At 36.3% G+C, this 17,527-nt stretch carries 17 protein-coding genes and 1 pseudogene; 5 read left to right on the top strand and 13 right to left on the bottom strand.

What is annotated here, in order from left to right; all coding sequences use genetic code 11:
• Window positions 1-15 precede the first annotated feature (15 nt).
• From DW721_RS00210 to DW721_RS00180, 7 genes and pseudogenes are all read right to left on the bottom strand, one after another.
• The gene (locus DW721_RS00210; RefSeq protein ID WP_118744417.1) at window positions 16-1,293 is read right to left on the bottom strand and encodes a DUF6070 family protein; all 1,278 of its coding nucleotides are present in this window, start codon (window positions 1,291-1,293) and stop codon (window positions 16-18) included.
• Window positions 1,294-1,317: 24 nt separating this feature from the next.
• Window positions 1,318-3,423: a penicillin-binding transpeptidase domain-containing protein gene (locus tag DW721_RS00205; RefSeq protein WP_118744416.1), complete on the bottom strand. Its 2,106-nt coding sequence runs from the start codon at window positions 3,421-3,423 to the stop codon at window positions 1,318-1,320.
• Between the two features lie 6 nt (window positions 3,424-3,429).
• Window positions 3,430-4,212 carry a hypothetical protein gene (locus tag DW721_RS00200; protein ID WP_118744415.1) on the bottom strand — a complete coding sequence of 261 codons (783 nt, stop codon included), beginning with the start codon at window positions 4,210-4,212 and terminating at the stop codon, window positions 3,430-3,432.
• A 144-nt stretch (window positions 4,213-4,356) separates the two neighbouring features.
• Window positions 4,357-4,944: a hypothetical protein gene (locus DW721_RS00195; protein WP_147355368.1), complete on the bottom strand. Its 588-nt coding sequence runs from the start codon at window positions 4,942-4,944 to the stop codon at window positions 4,357-4,359.
• An 80-nt stretch (window positions 4,945-5,024) separates the two neighbouring features.
• Window positions 5,025-5,438, bottom strand: a pseudogene (locus DW721_RS00190) (AAA family ATPase); the annotation flags it as partial.
• 27 nt (window positions 5,439-5,465) lie between these two features.
• The gene (locus tag DW721_RS00185; RefSeq protein ID WP_118744412.1) at window positions 5,466-5,651 is read right to left on the bottom strand and encodes a hypothetical protein; all 186 of its coding nucleotides are present in this window, start codon (window positions 5,649-5,651) and stop codon (window positions 5,466-5,468) included.
• Window positions 5,652-5,915: 264 nt separating this feature from the next.
• Window positions 5,916-7,601, bottom strand: coding sequence for a recombinase family protein (locus DW721_RS00180; RefSeq protein ID WP_118744411.1), 1,686 nt, complete (start codon window positions 7,599-7,601; stop codon window positions 5,916-5,918).
• 337 nt (window positions 7,602-7,938) lie between these two features.
• On the opposite strand from DW721_RS00180, the gene DW721_RS16275 reads away from it, so the two are divergent.
• Window positions 7,939-8,124, top strand: coding sequence for a hypothetical protein (locus tag DW721_RS16275; RefSeq protein ID WP_014080774.1), 186 nt, complete (start codon window positions 7,939-7,941; stop codon window positions 8,122-8,124).
• Window positions 8,117-8,725, top strand: coding sequence for a hypothetical protein (locus DW721_RS00170; protein ID WP_005348504.1), 609 nt, complete (start codon window positions 8,117-8,119; stop codon window positions 8,723-8,725). Before DW721_RS16275 ends, DW721_RS00170 begins: the two co-directional genes overlap by 8 nt.
• Before the next feature lie 47 nt (window positions 8,726-8,772).
• Here the strand turns inward: DW721_RS00170 and DW721_RS16550 are convergent, their stop codons facing one another.
• Complete coding sequence (locus DW721_RS16550; protein ID WP_005348500.1) at window positions 8,773-8,907, bottom strand: hypothetical protein; 135 nt, start codon at window positions 8,905-8,907, stop codon at window positions 8,773-8,775.
• Window positions 8,908-9,090: 183 nt separating this feature from the next.
• On the opposite strand from DW721_RS16550, the gene DW721_RS00165 reads away from it, so the two are divergent.
• The gene (locus DW721_RS00165) at window positions 9,091-11,403 is read left to right on the top strand and encodes a tetratricopeptide repeat protein (RefSeq protein ID WP_347560341.1); all 2,313 of its coding nucleotides are present in this window, start codon (window positions 9,091-9,093) and stop codon (window positions 11,401-11,403) included.
• Window positions 11,404-11,440: 37 nt separating this feature from the next.
• On the opposite strand, the gene DW721_RS00160 is transcribed toward DW721_RS00165, so the two are convergent.
• From DW721_RS00160 to DW721_RS00140, 5 genes are all read right to left on the bottom strand, one after another.
• Window positions 11,441-12,313 (bottom strand): ATP-binding cassette domain-containing protein, encoded by an 873-nt coding sequence (locus DW721_RS00160; RefSeq protein ID WP_118671157.1) that lies wholly within the window; start codon window positions 12,311-12,313, stop codon window positions 11,441-11,443.
• Between the two features lie 3 nt (window positions 12,314-12,316).
• On the bottom strand, window positions 12,317-12,973 hold the full coding sequence (locus tag DW721_RS00155) for a transporter (protein WP_242853383.1): 657 nt from the start codon (window positions 12,971-12,973) through the stop codon (window positions 12,317-12,319).
• Complete coding sequence (locus DW721_RS00150) at window positions 12,970-14,040, bottom strand: ABC transporter permease subunit (protein WP_006857839.1); 1,071 nt, start codon at window positions 14,038-14,040, stop codon at window positions 12,970-12,972. The genes DW721_RS00155 and DW721_RS00150 overlap by 4 nt, the downstream gene beginning before the upstream one ends.
• Window positions 14,041-14,156: 116 nt before the next feature.
• The gene (locus DW721_RS00145) at window positions 14,157-15,335 is read right to left on the bottom strand and encodes a HAMP domain-containing sensor histidine kinase (RefSeq protein ID WP_118671159.1); all 1,179 of its coding nucleotides are present in this window, start codon (window positions 15,333-15,335) and stop codon (window positions 14,157-14,159) included.
• Window positions 15,323-15,997, bottom strand: coding sequence for a response regulator transcription factor (locus tag DW721_RS00140; RefSeq protein ID WP_014080778.1), 675 nt, complete (start codon window positions 15,995-15,997; stop codon window positions 15,323-15,325). The genes DW721_RS00145 and DW721_RS00140 overlap by 13 nt, the downstream gene beginning before the upstream one ends.
• A gap of 220 nt (window positions 15,998-16,217) precedes the next feature.
• Between DW721_RS00140 and DW721_RS00135 the strand changes: the two genes are divergently transcribed.
• Together DW721_RS00135 and DW721_RS00130 are read left to right on the top strand one after the other, a co-directional pair.
• Window positions 16,218-17,135, top strand: coding sequence for a ParM/StbA family protein (locus tag DW721_RS00135; RefSeq protein ID WP_117688329.1), 918 nt, complete (start codon window positions 16,218-16,220; stop codon window positions 17,133-17,135).
• Window positions 17,136-17,138: 3 nt separating this feature from the next.
• On the top strand, window positions 17,139-17,522 hold the full coding sequence (locus tag DW721_RS00130) for a hypothetical protein (RefSeq protein WP_005348488.1): 384 nt from the start codon (window positions 17,139-17,141) through the stop codon (window positions 17,520-17,522).
• Window positions 17,523-17,527: the final 5 nt, after the last annotated feature.

Raw genomic sequence — 17,527 nt, 5'->3', positions numbered from 1 at the left:
CAATCTCTTTATTTTTTATCTTTTCGATTTCTCCTTCAATATTCTATATTGATACTCTGGTATTTTCTTGATACCACCATTTAAGATCTTATTTCCCAAATAACGGAAACTACCATCTTTATTAAATTTTACAGTTAGCTCATGAGTAATGACCGCCTCATTGCATAACACCATTTCGCAAACCGCATCCACGGTAAGAGTAACTGTTCCATTGGAATTATGTTTAATCTTTGTTACTTCTGGGATAGAAGTTCCAAAAAAATTAGGAGCATAATTAAAACATCCCAATCGCATCCAATCATATGTCTTTTTCTTTTCATTATAACTTGCATACTTTTCAATATCTTCTCTGGAAACAGGTAAATATTCCATGATCAATTGCTCAAATTGATCTTTGGGTATTCCACTTGGATATTTTTTTCCATTAAATTTCTTTTTATATTTCATAGCATATAAATATTCATATAAACCATTATAATCTATCTTTTGCATATGTTCTTGATCCCAATTAGAACATAAAATATTATTGCCCTGATACGCTAAACCACGAACGCATTTTCTTGATAATTTCCGCTTATTATCACTCATTGGCTTAATCCTGATCAGACAGCTTCCATCTACCATTTCCGTCACTTCAGGATATTCCGGCACACACAATTCATAGCAAAACCATCCTTTTCTCGAATATCTCCATTTCTTTATCCTTGTGTAGGAAACAAATGTAATAATCGGCTTACCATTATCATCCCACGATGCATTTGAAGCCAATAGGAACATATCCTTTCCGTCATAAATAAATTTTTCTCTTCCAATGCTGCCCTCGGAATGAACTTCATAAATAACACCCGACCCTTTCTGTTTCTCCTGTACTTTTGCAAGAAATGAAGAAAATCTTTTATAATTCTCCATATTAGAATAATCTTCAGAAGCTGTAACAGAATAACCCTGTTGTTTTATTTTTTTAATCATTTTACATATCGATTTGTTATCTAAAACAACATTTAACGAATCTCCTTTATCTGCATTTCTATATATATACTCAAGACCCGACATTATCTGCATAGAATCTCTTGTAGCCTCTTCGTTCTCTTGAGCAGATACTGGCAAGTCATATCCTTTTTCTAGATCCTCTTCCGATATGATATCTTCTTTTGTATTATTATTTTGGACGCTTTTTAGCTTTTTCTCATGCTGACTTGATGTCTTTTTCACATCATTTGTCTTTTGACTGCACGAACAGAAAAAAACACAAAGAGTCATTACAAAAAGGATTAAATATAAAAATTTTCTCATAATTCTGCACACTCCTTCCTGTTTTCAATTTTTACCAAACCATTTATCCAAAACAGCCTTATCTTTTTTTACCACATAACCACTTCCTCCTATTCCCTTTACATCTTCAACCATACTGACAATAAGAATAGGTTTTTTGTTTTTCTTATCTGGTGTCATAACAGCAAACCACCCTAATTCAGTTCCTGTCGTATCACTCTGCGACTCTTTAATTTCAGCAGTTCCTGTTTTTCCTGCTAAAATCATATCTTTACGATGTATGGCGTATCCCGTCCCGTGTGAATCATTCACTACACTTTTTATACCCTCTAACACTTCTTGGGATACGGATTTGGAAAAGGCTTCTGAAATCCACTGCTCTGCTTTGGCATTTTCTTTATACAATAAATACGGTTTCAACACATTTCCGTCATTGCAAAAACTTGTGTAAATACAAGCCAAATGAAGTGGATTGACAAGTACCTGTCCCTGACCATATCCCGTATCCGCTAACCCTACCTCACTTTGAATATGCTTATTATTGGAGAACTTTGACTCCGCCATCTTTATTTCAAATGGAATAGATGAATGAAACCCCAACATAGATAATGACCTCTCCATCTCTTCTGTTCCGATTTTAAGTGCTGCTTTGGCAAAATATATGTTATCTGAATATATCAATGCATTTTTCAGTATAACGGGGCTATATGTATGAAGTGTCGTAACATGATATGTCCCCCATGTTTTATCTTTTTGCCAGCTATGTCCTTCATTTCCAAAATTATCTGTTCCGGTAAATGCTTCAGACTGTAAACCAATCGCCGCAATAACAGGCTTGAATGTGGATCCCGGACACCATACTTGTCTAAAACGGTTATACAATGGTTGTTTCTTATCTTTATTTAATCTATCCCATTGCTTTTTACTCATTCCCATTATAAATGCATTCGTATCATAGGAAGGTGTACTAACCATTGCCAGCACTTCCCCAGTAAATGGATTCATGGCAATGGAACAACTTTTGTCACTTTTAAAATTTTTATATAATTGCGCCTGTAAATCCGCATCTATCGTTAATTTAATGTCTTTTCCATCTTTCACTATTTTATATGCCAGCTGCTCTTTCTCTTTTCCTTCTGAATCAGCAATATATATTTTGCATCCATTTTCCCCCTTCAATTCCTTTTCATATACCCCCTCTAACCCCGTTTTTCCAATGACACTGGCATTTGTATATCCTTCTCCTGCATGCTTTTCTAAATCTTCTGCAGTTACATTTTGTACATACCCCACTAAATGTGCAGCCTCATCCTTTAATGGGTATTCTCTGACTTCTACATCCGAAATCATTACACCAGATATTTTTAATAATTTTTCCTGTCGTTTTTGTTCCTCAACAATTGTTTCATCCGGATCCAGTGCGAGTAAATCAAGTTCTTTTACTTTTGCAATTTTTTTAATCGGGACAAATGAATCTTCTTTTACCCATTTTGCCGTTAATTCCTTTTCTATATCTTCTGGTTTTATTCCCAACAATTTCGCAATTCTGACAATGGATTTTTTCCTATTTTCTAACTTTCCAGGTATAATTCCAACAGATGAAGCAACACCCTTTCCCGCAAGCATTCTTCCATTCCTATCCAGAATCTGACCTCTCTGCGCCTGTATTACGGACACACGCACTTTGTCATCCTCTGTAAGCCCTGGATAGATTACTGAATTACTCCATACCATTTTGTACTGATCATCTTGTTCTAAAAAAGCAACTTCGTTTTTAAAATCCACTTTTCCGGCTACTGTGTCAAAAGCTGTATTATATTTAACTGTTAAACTTTCTTCTTCATAATCTATTATTTTTATATTGATGTTTTTTGCTTCAATCCCCTCATAAATAGCAGAATTGCGCTTCACAAAGTCCTCTTTTTCAATGGTTTCTTTACTCTCATTTGTTATCATTTCATACATTTCGCTATAGTTTTTCTGACAAATGCAATTCATATATGACTTCAAAACCTGTTCAGGACTTTTGACAGCCTCTTTCTTAGTTATCCCTTTTATAGTAAACAGGACTACACCAGCTATAAATATTATACTTAGCACCAAAAAGCCAACACGGATCATTCTTCTTTTTCTATTATGTCTATATTTCATAATTACTCATTTTCCTTTCATTTTTCTTTCATCCAATCTATGCAACCTAACACCTTTTTTCCTGTATGACCGGATTAACTTTTGATCTACAGGAATAATACACATACGAACACTTTCGCCGTATGCGAAATAAGGATAAATTCCTACTCCATCTCTATAATACAAATCGCTTGGTAGATTATAGCTATGAAATCCTTTTTCTGTCTGAAATATATGATCATATGCCTTTTTATTTAATTTTTTATACAAACTTGTTATCTTATTCTTCTCCATATTCGGAAAAAGCATTTTCAAACAATAAAAGCATACTTTCTCATATTTCTTATACATTTTTTCTGTATAACTATGATCATCAAAATTAACAGTAATAGCTTCTATGTTTTTTGTATGTTTTATAGTGTACACAGCAACAGTGGGTAGTGTCAGTATTTTCTTATTTTCCGTATATTCATAACACATATCTCCTTTCAGCCTTCCAAAATCTTGTTTATATGAATACCATGTTACAAGCGACTGAATATATTTCTTTCCATAATCTTGGTAATAGCAATAGTTGTAAGCATCTATAAAATCTTTAATCTCTATTGCAAAGTACAATTTCTCATTTTTCCTGGCAACACTATTATTCCAATCAATATAACTCTGCTCACAAGGTAAAGCCGTACTTTCTGATGTTTTAGTATCCTTTCGTTTATCTTCAATCACTTTTTCGTTTTTGCAGGCAGTCAAAACAAATATACATATCGTCATATACAAAGCCCATTGTACTATATGTTTATTCTGAAACATCTTTTACTCCCTTCTTGTATTTCTTACATCCGTAAGAATTAAGATCAAAAAAATATGTTTTTGTTTTATATTACACCTGTAAGATTTAAGTGTCAAGATACAATATATTTTTCTTGAAGCCTAAATATATTATATCAATATACTTCATGCCAATTGGTTAATATATTCTTTTGCCTTTTTAACAATCTCATTTGGCATGGGAAATTCTATATTTTCTTTCTCAAAATCCTTTATTAAATAATTTAGCATTTTCCCTCCCCCCATTTTTTCATTCATATTGTGATACTCAAAAACAGAAAAATCAATTGCTTTTTGAAGAACATATGGGATATATACCTTCAAATATTCTTCAGACGACAAATCAGACATAATATTTGAATAGAATAACAACGAAAAAAATTGAAATGTTATATCATTTCTAATAAAAGGATATACATTATAAGTTTTCATTAGATTTCCTATCCCCAGTGCTTGCATACAATATTGATTTGTAATCATAAAAAAAATTTGCGGTTCAGAAAGACCATCAATAATCGACAAGATTTTTTTGTTATTTGCTAAATATTGCAAGCATTTATCTCTTAACGGTAATCTAGAGTCTTCCAAAGAATCATACACCAAACGATCTCTCATCTTAGGCATCAATCTTCTATCTACATCCTCGTAACTACAACACTCTTCCATAATAGCATCTACAGAAGAATAATTGTTATCAAACAATGCTAATACCATATTCTCAGCCGCATCTGATAATATAGAATAATATTGTTTCAAATCTAGTGTATTTATTGGCTCCATGGGCAATATGTAAAAATCATCCCTAAACTTGGCATACAGTCAATGAGAATGTAATCATAGAACTCTCTCATGCTTTCCACATAGGTTTTCAAGACAAACTCTCTACTCATGGCATTTACAAGCGAAACATCCACTCCTGACAGATCAATGTTACATGGCATAAGGTCAAGTCCCTCTTTATGATGGATGATTCCTTTCGTTACATCCACCTCCTTGTCCATGATGATCTGCTCCATGATACTCGGAAGTGCAACTTCCAGTTCATCCGGATTTTTAATTCCGAGACTCTGTGACAAATTTCCCTGTGGATCTGCATCAATCACAAGCACTTCCTTTCCTGCTCCTACTAAGCCAACCCCAAGATTTGCGGTTGTAGTGGTCTTGGAAACTCCACCTTTCTGATTGCATATAGCGATTACTTTACACATAATTCTGACCCTCCGTATTCTTTATTTTTATAAACTGTATGTCTTTTTTTCTTTCTTTCGGACTGTTATATAAATCCGATAGATTCCCGGCTTGTCCCACAATTTAAAATTTGAGACATGACATATCTCAAATTTTGTCATCCTCTCTAATGATTTCAGATAACTTCGCAGGTCTTTTTTTGTCCCAACATGCCTTGAAACAATAACGCCCATGTTCTGCATCTCCTTTCCTAAAATTCAAAAGGCATCCCTGTTAGGAATGCCCTTATATAAAAATAGGGACACTCTGTTGCAAGTATCCCTACATTCATCATAATTGATGATCACTATTCACTTTTATATACAAAATTGTATTTCAAGTATCCAGGTCAAGTACCACAGACACCTCCACTTTACGAACTTGTACTTTTTCTTTATGATTTACACCAACTTCATTAAAAGTCCAAAACTCTGTAAAGTGCGTAAATTCAAGGATTTCTACATACTTTTGCGTTGTAGTCCTACCACAGTCTCAACGGTACTTTCGTTGTCCCAACAAAGTTCCTGTGTCTCCCTGTCTCCAAAATACACCGGAAAACGAAACTTTATGTGCTTCAGGAATCTGCCATCTGGCTGCTCCTGCTCATAAATGTCCACCTGTTCTACAAAACTGTTAAGAAATTCTTTCTTCTCCAGGTCGGTGAACTTATCATATAGTTTATCAAAATATAAAAGAAATTGATAGACGTTTTCTTCTGATATTTTCTGTTGCTGGATATTCAGCAGGCGGTTCTTAACTTCCTCTATACTGTTCTCCACGCCTTCGATCTCATCGTACAGACGGTATAACCTTGTCTCCATATCCTGATATTTCTTCTCATAAAATTTATCCATAATATCCAGACTGTCCATCTGCTGTCCAAGTCTTGCTTTTGCTCCGGTCAGCTGCCTGTGCTGCTTTTCCAATCCGTCAATCTCTTTTTCTATTTCTTCTGTATCTATTCTTGAACCAATTTTATTCAGAATTGCTTCTTCAAATTTAGGATTCTTCACCAGCTTCCGAATAACTTCTTCCACTGCATTGTTAATCTTCTCCTCACTCCATTGTTTACGATATCCACATTTATGACCGTCTACCAGACGACGATGTTTACAGGCATAATAGAAATAATCTTTATATAAGGTTCCGTCTTTCTTTTTCTTTCGGTTCACGTTCCCATACATACCGCTTCCACATAACGGACATCTCAATATTCCAGATAAGATATGCTCATGATCCAGACTATGCGTCTTTTCATATTTCACACCTGTTTTTTCCCGTTTTTGATGTGCCAGCTCCCAATCTGTTTCTGAAATAATTCCTTCGTGGATACCATCATGTAGCATATAATTTTCCTGTTTTACAATGCGATATTCATTTCTTGTTCCTGAAACTTTCTCGTTCTTCCTTCGTCCATAAGCCAACTTTCCACAGTATACCGGATTATCCAGAACGCCTTTTATAAACGAAGAGGCAAACGCGTCCAGTGTATTATTCTGTCGTTTTTTCTTTTTATATCCATGCTGGTTCAGCCATGCGGCAATCGCAGAGATTCCCATATTGGTATGAATAAATTTGTCATAGATCAGACGAATAATCTCTGCTTCGTCCTCTGCAATCTGCAATTCTCCATTTACCAATTCATAGCCATATGGAGCAAATCCACCGTTCCATTTTCCTTCCCTGGCTTTCTGCTTACGTCCCTCCATTGTCTGAACAAGGATATTCTCTCGTTCAATCTCTGCCACCGCAGACAGAACAGAAATCATCAGCTTTCCACTATCTTTTGAGCTGTCAATTCCATCTTCAACACAGATCAGATTCACTCCAAAATCCTGCATCCTCTGCAAAGAATTTAAAACATCTGCCGCATTACGACCGAATCTGGAAAGCTTGAACACCAGTACAAACTGTACCTCATCTGTTCCATTCTCAATATTATCCAACATTCTCTGAAATTCCGGTCTGCCCTCTACGCTCTTTCCAGACTTACCTTCATCTGAATACTCATTTACGATTTCCATATTCTGAAATTCCGCATATCTCTTGAGTTTTTCTTTCTGAGCATCCAGACTGTAGCCATCTACCTGCATGGTTGTGGATACTCTGGTATATATATCGCATTTAATCTTTTTATTCTTCATAATCTTCCTCGCAGTATAACTCTGTTTCATTGTCCCAACCTTATTTTAGTACTTGTTCCAACTATTTTCAATACTTATTTTCCGTATTGACGCATTTCTTCGCCAATCGTATAATTAAGTTAGATACAGAGCATTTCTGTTATCAAAATATTGCCCGCCCACCATTGGCGACTTATAAATGATTGGCTCGAAAATATTGTTCGCTTACCGGAATCGTCTAATAAATGTCCGGCTTGAAAATTATTTAGAAATAATTTCTGTTTTTGATATTGTGTTTTTATCACACATTGCATATACTATAAATACACAAAAAAGCCAAAAAAGAGGAGGTGTTAGTATGGCTACTTCAAGTATTACTCATAATTTTGTCGTATCCAATCCAAATAGCGTAAAGCGTTTTGTCGCAGCAATTGACGAAGCCGACCGTGACCGCACACCAAAGCAGACACTTCCCGGACGTCAGTTAACGAACCCACAGGAAATCTTAGCTTTAATGTCAAAAAGGAAGAAAAAACATGTCTGATAAATATTTTACCGTTAATATTCGGGCATATTTGGATAAAGACGAACCGACATATATCGGAGAGGAAAGTCTTTACGACTTACTCTCCGATTTTTCTTGTCCCAAAAATCCCGATGTGGAATACTTTTTATTACATAATGCGATTGAGTTTACCAAAAAAGATCAATCTATCACTTATCTGGTATTTGATGCTGAAGATGCTTCACTGGTTGGTTATTTTTCACTTACAATAAAACCAATCTCTGTCCGTGCTTCAAATATCAGCAAGACAATGGCAAAAAAACTGTCCCGTGTCAGTATTTTGGATGAAGAAACACAATCCTATACTACCGCAGCTTACCTGATTGCCCAGTTGGGAAAGAACTATTCTCTTCCAAAGGAAAAACGAATTCCTGGAAATATTCTACTGGGATTTGCACTGGAAACCATATCCAGTCTCAAATATTCCGTAGGTGGCGTTATGGAGTTTCTTGAATGCGAAGATAATGAATTTCTTCTGAGCTTTTATACGCAAAATCATTTCAAGCCATTTGATACTCGTATTACCGCTTCTCAGAATAATGAGCCACACACTCTGCATCAGCTTTTAAAATTTATTTGATTTAAAAATGCATGAAAAAAGCGACAGTCTGATTTACATTTTGTATTTCAGGAAACTGCCGCTTCTTTTTCTTCCTTATTCTGTTTTTCTTCCTCCAACTCCCGGAGGACTTCAGCGCCGTACTTATCAATCATCCGTACCAGAAAATCAATGCACCGCTCAAATTCAATATTCTGTTGCATAAGCTCCTCCCGTTATTGTTTGTTCTGAGCTTATTTTACAGAACCTGCCTGAAAATCACATTGAATAGAAATTGATTGTAAATTGACACAATCACTTTAAAAATATCCGCATTTTCTTGAATCGAATGTATGTTCGTGCTATGATAGATATACTCAATCTTAACTACGAAAGGGGAATTTCTATTGAATCGATGCGATTTTTCTTCTATTAGCACTTGCTTAAAAAATCATATCAGCGAAAGTAATCAAATGAGTCAGCCTGATTTTTTATACGAATTATTTGAAGATTTTATGGATGATCCGGTAAATCAGGATTTTTCAATGGACAACGGTCTGGTTTGCCGCTGGATGACTGGTCAGGCTAAAATCAGTCCTAAAATATCCGCTTACTATTCCAAGCCATCCAATCAGGAAAAATTAGCCCATACCATCCACCAGAATCTTCTTCCACTGATGTCTGACTGTAATATGGCTATACAAGATATTTACACTTTATTCATTCAGGATGACAGCATCTCAGATGCAAAAAAGAAAAATCTGACTCCCTTATATAAACCAGCCAGTTCAAGACTGCTGTTTCTTGCAAAACTGATTTCTTTTGGCATGGAACGCCAATTCATCAAACGTAATACCAAAAATCAGAAGCTGCTCGCCGGAGGCGCTTTATCCCCCATTGTGCTGGATTATATTATGGACAGTGAGGTTCCGAAACCATGCCGTCATTTTATCGGAAGAGATAAAGAACTGGAAGAATTATATACCGTGCTTGAGGAAAACCGTCATGTTTTCCTTTGCGGAATCGCCGGAATCGGAAAAAGTGAACTTGTCAAAGCCTACGCAAAGCGGTACATAAAGCAATACACCAATATACTTTATATAGAATATACCGGCAATCTTCATCAGGATATTACTGACATGGATTTTATTGACGATCCGCCGGAAAGCACTGACCAGGAACGGTTTCAAAGACATAACCGTTTTCTGCGTTCCCTGAAATCTGATACTCTGCTTATCATAGATAATTTTAATGTCACTGCGACACAGGACAGCTTTCTGTCAGTAGTATTAAAATATCGCTGCCAGATTTTGTTTACAACCCGAAGCAAACTGGATGAATACTGTACTCTGCCATTAAAAGAAATAGAGGATATGAACGCTCTCTTCCAGCTGGCATCAGTATTTTATTCAGAGGCAGACACGTACCGGGCAACAGTTGAAAAGATCATCGAAACTGTTCACTCTCATACTTTTGCCGTGGAACTGGCAGCAAAACTTCTGGAAAATGGAATCTCAACTCCAGACCAGTTATTAACAAGACTTCAGGTGGAAAAAGCATCTTTCCATAACGAAGATAAAATTAAAATAATCAAAGATGGACAAAGCAGCAAAGCCACCTATTACAGTCATATCCATACGCTGTTTTCTTTATACACTTTATCTCTTGAACAGCAGGATATCATGTGTAATATGTGCTTTCTTCCTTCCACCGGTATTTCTGCCCGTATATTTGCCAAATGGCTGGAAATGCCCACACTAAATGAAATCAACGATTTAATTGAGACTGGTTTCGTTCAGACAACAACACGTCGCACTATCTCTCTGCATCCGATGATTCAGGAAATCACCCTTTCAGAGACAAAACCATCTGTAACTCGCTGCCACATATTACTGGATTCTTTACAGAAAATATGTTTAATGCATGGAATGGAAGTAGATTATTACAAAAAGCTATTTCAAACAATCGGAAATATCATAGTATTGATTGAAAAGGATGATATACCAAAGTATCTGCTTTTTCTGGAAAATGCATTTCCATACATGGATAACTATAACTACTACAAAGGTATGAATGGAATCATTCAGGAACTGACGGGGCTGTTAAAGACAAAAAACATTGGAACCGACTCTGACCGGGCATTATTACTAGATTTTCAGGCAACTCTTGAAACCAAACCTGAAAAAGCAATAAAACTGGAAAAGGATGCACTTGCCCAGATAGAAAATATCACTGCCGACAATGCTCGCCTTGTTTCCAACCTTCATGCCAATCTCGGTGGACTTTATCGTATGAACGGTCATCCCGATCTTGCAAGAGAACACATGGAAAAAAGTATCTCACTGCTTGACCAATTTAACCTGCTTCATATAAATGACAGCATACCTCAGATTGCCAATTATGCAATGTTCCTGACAGAACAGCAGGAACCCGAAAGAGGCATCTCCGAATTGCAAAAATTATCCGGCATCATCAAGGAATACCATTCCGATGACTGTCTGGATTATGCCAAAGTACAGGAAACCCTTGGAACCATTTATCTGATGACTGCCAATCTTCCGCAAGCCAAAACACATTTTAAAAAAGCTTTCAAAATATATGAAAAGATCTGGGCTGATGAGCCTGAAATAATTGAAGCAAAATATCAGGAAATTCAGGAGTTATATCCACAGATTGGATTTTGCATTGGAAAAAATCTATCCGGTCTTTTAACAAAATAAGTACAATTTACGGCGGGCAACTTGCCCGCCGTTATATTCAACTATTCGTCAAATAAATATACGCATCTTCCAAAGTGATATCATTATCCGGGACACACTTCTCATTTGGCTTTTCTTTGCTTAATATTTTCATATGAATTCCATTTTCTACATACTGCTTAGATGAAATAGAATAATTGGCTTCTAACAAACGGGCTTCTTCTGCATTTTGTACCGTACAATTCCAAACACAGCCCTTTGCATTTTCCAGCAACCCACTCACGCTTCCAGAATATAAAAAACTTCCCTTTTTCATAATGGCAAGCTGTGTACAGGTTGCTGCTAAATCTTCTACTACATGAGTGGAAAACAGCACAGTTCTATCCTTTGAAAAATCAACCAAAAGATTGCGGATCCTGATTCTTTCTTCCGGATCTAACCCGGTGGTAGGTTCATCAATAATCAAAAAATCCGGATTATTAAGAAGTGCCTGTATGAGTCCGACACGTCTCTTCATACCACCAGATAATTGCCGCATTTTTTTATTCTGATGCTCTGTAAGAGAAGTCTTTTCCAGATAATAGGTAATTCTTTGTTCGAGGTCATTTCTGGCTACTCCTGACAGTCCCCCCATATATACAAGACATTCTTTCACCGTAAGATTCGGATATAAGTCGATTTCCTGTGGAAGATAACCAATCTTTTTCTGTATTTTCTCATAATTTCCCTCGTTATACAGAATTCCATCAAGGGAAACCATTCCTTCCGTTTGTTTTAAAACAGTTGTAAGAACCCTCATCAAAGTGGTTTTTCCGGCACCATTCTCACCCAAAAGTCCGTAAATTCCCTTAGGTATTTCAAGAGATGCCTTATTTACTGCAACTACACCATTTTTAAATCTAACTGTTAAATCATTTATTCTAATACTCATAATCTATCCTCTTTTCTTTAAAGTCATTGGTAATACTGCAAATAAAAACAGCCCCGCTATAAAAGACACAAGCGTTCCATAAATCCAACTCTCGGACATTAATTGAGTAGGTTCACAAAAGCTGAAAGAAAACAATCCCAGATTTCCGAAAAATGAACTTCCCGCTTTTGATATAAGTCCAATGACAATTCCAAATAAACATCCAATACCTGCCCACATATTTCGAAGCAATGTACACAAAATCACAGAGCATATACTCCAAAGCCAGATAGTTCCAAACATTGCAATGAAATATAAAAGAAATATCTGAATACCCGAAATGCCTTCGTTTACACTGCCCGGTTTTTGCCAGAAAAACAAAACATATCCAACACAGGAAAGTATTAATAAATATAATATTTGAACGCCCACTCTCTGCGATATTACTTTTAACTGCTTTTTTTGATCATACAAATGAAATACATCGGCACGCTTACTTTTTACTTCCATCAAATATGTGTCACTACAAAAAATAATTGTTAAAAATGCTATTGGCGACTGAATCGCTGAACCGATTTCTTCATAGTATATAATCGGATGAATAACACACAATATCAGTATAAATGCACATGAATAAAAAATCTTATATAACGACAGGCAGTTTTTTAGTTCCGTTTTCAATGAACCCTCCTCCTTTTCCAGATTGTAACAGAAATACATACTAATATAACTGATGAAATTACAAGAATAATCTGATTTATGTTTGACATTTTGGCTACATGTGTTTCAAAAAATCTGCCAGGGAATCGCACCATAATAGAGAACGGTCTCATATAATAAATATCATTCTTCATGGTCAGCATATTTGAATATATAATGTGTAAAAACAAGATTGGTGCTGCCGGAAGCGGATTTTTAAATATTACTGCTGTAATTGTATAGACACAACATATCATCAAAAGATTCGGAATAATATAGATCAGAGAATTCACGCAAAAATCAATTGGTGTTACTGGAAAGCCCGATTCTAAAGACGTTTTCAAACACAGCATAAAGAATATAACATTCAAAATCACTAATACTCCCAGCATACTAATGAATCCGCTTATTACTTTCCCACATATATATTGGACTGCCGTAACAGGCTTTGTATGTAATAATTCATAGGTACTTTTTCGTGTATCCTGAATAAATAAAAATGATAGCAAGACTGTTGCAAAAAAGGCCATATGCAATCCTGCAAAATCCGTAAATTTTTTGGCAAAGTACCAGGAAAAAGAATGTTCGGATAATTTCCGCTCGATATAATGATTGATTTCTTCTGCTGTCCCCTTATGAATTTCAAGGTCCTCATAAGCATATATTGCATTATAATAGCCATATTGGGATTCCAAAAACTCAGAAGCAGTCTTTACATCCATATTCTGAATTTCTTTCATTACATGATCTGCTTCCTGCCTGCTAAATCCAAAACCATTTTTGGAGGTGTCCATTAACGTCTCTTTGATCGTATCTTCCCACTCCCTTCTTCTTTCTTTATCATCAGATGTGGGAATGTACCCATCCATGACATCAGCATCTTCCAATGCTACGTCATTTTGTGTGATCTGTTCATTCTGTTTGATATAATGAATTTGCAAATACGATGACAGACATTGATACATACTGGCAACTATAATAATCAAGCCAATCCACAAAACAGGGTTCTTTAAATAATCAAGTATACTTCTTTTTATGATTGTTTTCATTGTATCTCTTCCTTTCTTTATTTCTTTAACAACATCATACAAATCAATTCTCAATAAATTCACAACAAAAAAGACTAAAACCACTTTATTTGCGATTTCAGCCTTATAAAGTATTTTTATTCAGCTTTGAAAAGAGCTTCTACATAAGCACCGCCTTGTCTGGCATTATATATTTTCAAATTTCCTCCATGCTTTTCACAGAAAATACGAGAAATATACATACCAAGGCCAAAATGCTTTAAATCATCTTGTGGATTCTTATGATAAAATGGCTCTGTTACTTTTTCCTCAGTATCCACAAATCCTATTCCATCATCTTCAACAGAAATTATAAGAAAACCATCCTTTTTCTTTATCTGCAAAGCAATACTTTTTTGTGCATATCGAACCGCATTTTCCAGTAAGTTGTCTGTCACTTCCATGACAAGTTCCTCATCCACTTTCACAATGTTTTGTTCCTGCACTCTTTCTACCTTACATAATTTACTTTCCTTCTTGGACAGCATGGCAGCTTCTGCCTCAATCTTTTTTGCCAGTTCCGATAACTCTATCTCTGAGCATTGCAGTTCCCTCTGTTCTAAATGGGACATTTTTCTCATGTTTTCCGTGAAATGCTCTATACGGTCAATCTGATACATGCCTGTTTGTAAGATATCAATAACATCCTCTGTTTTTATACTCTCGGCAGAAACAAACTCTAAGAGCATTTCCTGATACCCACGCAATATGGAAAGTGGAGAACGTATATCATGTGCAATTGCATTCCGCAAAGCCTTCTCGTCATCAATCATTCGCCACATCTTTCTGTTGTTATCTGCTAAATCACTTCGCATCATTTCAAATTCTTTACACAAAGTTCCCATCTCATCTTTATTTTCATAGGACACATGAAAATCCAGTTCATTATCTGCAATCATTTGTGAGGCATCTTTTAGTTCCTGTAGAGGTGTCTTTAACTTATTTTTATAAAAAAAGAATACCGCAACAACACTCCCAACAATCGAAAAAATCAGTACCGAATATGTTTCCATAAAGTCACACATTTCCGAAAGATGATAGTCCAAACGATTCATCTGCGATTGGTTAGGTCTTGATATCTCAATCTCGTATTTCTTTCCATATTGCTGAAACACGTCCGTATAATCTGCATAATCAATATATTTTTCCCATATTTTATTCTGCATATTTCCTGCAAAATGAACTGTAAATCCAGATAACAGAAATGCTGCCGTTAAGCTGATCACAAAATAAAGCAGAATTGTTTTTTTCAGTGACAAGTTTCTTATTTTTTCCATCGGTATCCAATCCCCCATACAGTTTCTATGTATTCTTTTTCTGAATAATCCGCTATTTTTTTCCTTATACGCCGTACTAATTCCGTTATCGTTCTACTGTCCCCTTCCGCATCATATCCACAGACTTGTGCATATATACGTTCTTTATCAAACACCTGCCCTGGATGCATGGATAAGAATTCAATAATCTGATATTCAATTTTTGTGAACTCCATCCTGTGTCCAGCTATAGCTACTATTTTTTCAGAATAATCAATCAGCATTTCATCCATGAAACGGTATTCCGTTTTTTGTTGATGCCTTTCTTCTCTCTTTATGTTTGTGACAATCCTTGCTTCCAACTCCCGAAGACTAAATGGTTTCGTAATATAATCATCCCCACCTGAAAGCAACCCATTAATTTTATCATCTTCGTCAACTCTTGCTGTCAGAAATAAAATTGGACATAACACTTTACTGCGTATCAGACGACATACTTCAATCCCATCCATGCGTGGCATATTGATATCCAACAAAATAATATCCGGTTTCATTTTTATTTTATTTAATGCTTCCATTCCATCTGTAGCCGTAATGGTTTCATATTGTTTCATATTAAAATAACTACAAAGCATTTTCACCAATTCTTTATCATCATCGACAACTAAAATCTTGTATTTCATCCAAACCACCTCCAGTATCCATATTATACGATAAAAAACAATGAAATCACAACAAGAGTACATGAAGAACGTAAGCACAATATATCTTTTTTCTCAATTCCTGCTCAATTTCCCCTCAATGCCTTTTTCCTCCGATTTTCGTATGCTTATCCCACAGCAGAGCAGTACCACACCGGTACGACCTGCTGAATCAATCAATACGAAAACGGAGGTATTTTTTATGCGAGAACTCAGAAACACCAAAATCATTGCTGTAGATCATGGCTACGGCAATATGAAAACAGCAAACACCGTCACCCCAACCGGCATCAAAGCCTATGAAACTGAACCAATCTTCACCGGGAATATTCTGGAATACAACGGCATTTACTACCGGATCGGCGAAGGACACAAAGAATTTATCCCGGATAAAGCTATGGACGAAGAATATTATCTTCTGACGCTAATGGCTATTGCAAGGGAACTGAATGTCTTTTCCATCCGTGAAGCAGATGTTCATCTGGCTGCCGGACTTCCTCTGACATGGATCAGAAATCAAAGAGAAGCTTTTCGTTCCTATCTGCTCCAGAATCCAGAAGTCCATTACCGTTTCAACGGCAAAGAATATCATCTCCGCTTTGTGGGATGTAGCCTTTACCCACAGGGATATCCGGCTATTGTAAACCACCTTGGAAATTTCAAGGGAACTAATCTCCTTGCAGATATCGGAAACGGAACCATGAACATTCTGTATATCAACAATAAGAAAGCACAAGAAAGCCGATGCTGGACAGAAAAACTTGGTGTAAACCAATGCATGATTGCTGCAAAGAACGCTGTTCTGGACAAATTTGGAGTGAAGATTGAAGAATCTACAGTAGAACAGATTCTGCGGTTTGGAACAGCTGACATTTCAGCACCATATATGGATTGTATCAGTTCTATTGCCAGACAGTATGTGGCAGAACTTTTTTCCACACTCCGCAAATATGAATACAATCCTGACCTAATGCGCCTGTATGTAGTTGGCGGCGGTGGATGTCTGATCCGTAACTTCGGAACGTATGACAAATTACGAGTCACCATCATTGATGACATCTGCGCCACCGCCAAAGGTTACGAATCTCTGGCTTATATGAGCCTGAAAAGGAGGGGATAAACCATGCAGAACAATATCCGCAACACAAACCTGCGCTTTAATCTGGACAAAGAACAGCAACGGAGAGCCTGGGAATATTTACAGACGATGGACAGGCAGGATTTTAAATCTTACAGTCAGGTAATCTCTCTTGCACTGGTAGATTATTTTGACCGCTACTACCGCACACAGGCTGATCCTTATCTGGAAACAAGAGAACGGGAAGAACTTTTTGTGAAACAGATTGTAGATGCAGTGGAAAACAGTCTGAAACAGGCATTGCCACTTTTTCTTTCCGGACTGACTGCAGGCATGGCGCAAAGGGAGCCCCAAATCAGGGCATCCTTTCCAGCACCTGAAAATTCACAGCCAGATAGTGATGTAGACTGGGATTTTCTTGGGGAATAAACCCT

It is taken from the genome of Clostridium sp. AM27-31LB (genome assembly GCF_003480745.1).
Lineage (GTDB): Bacteria > Bacillota > Clostridia > Lachnospirales > Lachnospiraceae > Butyribacter > Butyribacter intestini.
This window is presented reverse-complemented; position numbering and strand designations above follow the sequence as displayed.